The 2,594-nt window shown below is 64.5% G+C and carries 3 protein-coding genes; all 3 read right to left on the reverse strand.

The window, feature by feature from the left end; translation table 11 throughout:
• Nucleotides 1-1,219, reverse strand: a 1,219-nt coding sequence (locus EOA79_RS31325) for a chromosome segregation SMC family protein (RefSeq protein ID WP_164894043.1), incomplete at its 3' end; no start/stop codon positions are given.
• Nucleotides 1,220-1,279: 60 nt separating this feature from the next.
• Nucleotides 1,280-2,008 carry a DsbA family protein gene (locus tag EOA79_RS31330; RefSeq protein ID WP_067327871.1) on the reverse strand — a complete coding sequence of 243 codons (729 nt, stop codon included), beginning with the start codon at nucleotides 2,006-2,008 and terminating at the stop codon, nucleotides 1,280-1,282.
• A gap of 197 nt (nucleotides 2,009-2,205) precedes the next feature.
• Nucleotides 2,206-2,594: DciA family protein (locus EOA79_RS31335; RefSeq protein ID WP_128293651.1), on the reverse strand; the 389-nt coding region annotated here is incomplete at its 5' end.

Raw genomic sequence — 2,594 nt, forward strand, 5'->3', positions numbered from 1 at the left:
CACGCAAAGTGCGCTCGATCTGGTGGCGCGAGGCGGCCGCCTCGGCGCGTTCGGCCGTCAGCGCGGCAAGCCTGGCTTCGCTCTGCGAGAGCGTCGCGCCGGCCTGCTCGAAGGCGGCGCGGGTGGTGGCTTCGCGCTCGGCAGCACCTGCATTGTCCGAATTGAGCTCGGCTTCCTCGGCGCGGAGACGCTCGAGAATGTCGGCATTGTCGCGCACCATCCGCTCCTCGCGGGCGATGTCTGCATCGAGCTGTTGCAGGCGCCGCTCCAGCTCCGCCTGGCGCGAGCGGATGCGGCCGGCCTCTTCTTCGATCTGCGTCTTGGCGATCGACAGGCGCTGAAAGGCCGCCGCCGCGGCCGCTTCCGCGTCGCGCAGGTCAGGCAGGCGGTGGGCGGCGATGCCCTGCTCCCTCGCAGCGGCCATCTGGGCTGCGGCGCGGTCACCGACCAGCGTGGTGGCAACGGCAAGCGCCGAACGCGCTTCGCTTTCCTGGGTTTTGGCCAGCGTCCAGCGCAGATGCAGAAGCGTCGCCTCGGCCTTGCGGATGTCGGCCGACAGGTTCTTGAAGCGCGAGGCCTGGCGCGCCTGGCGCTTCAGGCTGTCGATCTGGCTTTCCAACTCGCCGACGACATCGTCCAGCCGTTCGAGGTTTTGTTCGGCCGCCTTCAGCCGAAGCTCCGCCTCGTGCCGGCGCGTGTGCAGGCCGGAGATACCGGCGGCTTCTTCGAGCAGCGCCCGGCGCGCCTGGGGCTTGGCCTGGATCAGCTCGCCGATGCGGCCCTGGCCGACCATGGACGGCGAGCGGGCGCCGGTCGACTGGTCGGCGAAGAGCAGTTGCACGTCCTTGGCACGCGCTTCCTTGCCGTTGATGCGGTAGAGCGAGCCCGCCTCGCGCTCGATGCGGCGCGACACCTGCAATTCATCGGCGTCGTTGAAGGCGGCGGGTGCCGTGCGGTCCGAATTGTCAAGGAAAAGCGTGACTTCGGCGGTGTTGCGCGCCGGCCGCGCGCCGGAGCCGGAAAAGATCACGTCGTCCATGCCGGACGCGCGCATGTTCTTGTAGGAGCTTTCGCCCATCACCCAGCGCAGCGCCTCGACAAGGTTGGACTTGCCGCAGCCGTTCGGCCCGACAATGCCGGTCAGCCCGCGTTCGATGACGAACTCGCCGGGCTCGACGAAGGACTTGAAACCGAGGAGGCGAAGGCGCGAAAACTTCATTCGCGCCGCTCCGCAAAGACCAATATGCCGAAGCCAAGCAGCTTCGGCGCGGCCTGGACGTCAGAGCAGAGGGTCGATGATGGCCGACATTTCCTCAATCGACATCGCCCCTTTGTAGGTCTTTCCGTTGATGAAGAAGGTCGGCGTCGAGTCGACCTTGAACTCGTCCGCTCCGCGTTTCTGGACTGCTCTCACATCGTCCAGAAGCTTCTGGTCCGTCAAGCAGGCCTCAAATGACTCCTGTGTAAAACCGGCGAGCTTGGAAATCTGCAGCAGCGCTTCCTTGGTGTTGCTGACGCCGACCCAGCTCGGCTGCTGCTTGAACAACACGTCCACCATGGCGAAATAGTTGTCCTTGGCGCAGCGCGCCAGCATGAAGCCGGCCTCGGCGCTCGGGTCGAAGGGGAATTCGCGTAGGATATAGCGCACCTTGCCCGTGTCGATGTATTTCGACTTCAGCTCAGGGAAGGTTGTGTCGTTGAAATGCGCGCAATGCGGGCAGGTCATCGAGGCATATTCGACGATGGTGACCTTGGCGTCGTCCTTGCCGAGCTGCTTGTCGGGCAAAGCGCCGGGCTTGAGCAGTTCCGCCATGTCGACGGTGCCCTGCGCTTCCGGCACCTGAGCGGCCGCGGGCGTGGCAGGCTTGGCTGGCGTCGACGGATTGGCGGGCTTCACATCGGCCGCCTTTGCCTCTTCACCCGAGTCGCTGCACGCGGCAAGCAGCGCCACTGCCGGAACGGCGGCCAGCGTGGTCAGAAGGTTTCTGCGAGACAAAGAGCGGTTCATGCGAATCACCTGATATCGGTTGGATTTTGCAATGCAAGGGCTAGAAAAGGCGAGAGTTGGCGCGAATTAAGGCATCGGCATCCCCAATCCAATCGCCAAATTTTTCGGGCGCGATCACGAATATGCGATATTGACGACAATTTTGCAGCGCGCTCCACGACTTTTCCCGAAACCGCCGGAACTTTCGGGAGACATGCTCAGGGCTTTTTTTGTCCGAGGATGGTCGCGCCGAGCCGCTCGAGCGAAGCGCGCAAGCCATCATCCTCGATCTTGCCGACCGTTCGCGCCAGCTTCGATTTCTCGGCCTCGCTGAGCGGCCTCGGTTGTGGTTTCGGCCGCGCTTTCGCCGAAAGGACCGGCTTCTGCAAGATCTTGATGCGGCCTATGGCGTTGAAACCCAGGAAGGCGTTGACGCGGTTGATGACCTCGCCCGCCTCATGCTGAAGATGCAGCGCCGCCATGCCTTCGCAGGCAATGATCAGCGCCGCCGGCTCGAACGGATCGTCCTCATGCAGGCGGCGCGGCCACTGGATCTTTTCCGGGCGCGAGTGGCTGGCCAGGCGCGGCCCGGCGATCTCTTCCCAGG

The sequence above is a fragment of the Mesorhizobium sp. M1A.F.Ca.IN.020.03.2.1 genome (assembly GCF_004023205.1).
Lineage (GTDB): Bacteria > Pseudomonadota > Alphaproteobacteria > Rhizobiales > Rhizobiaceae > Mesorhizobium.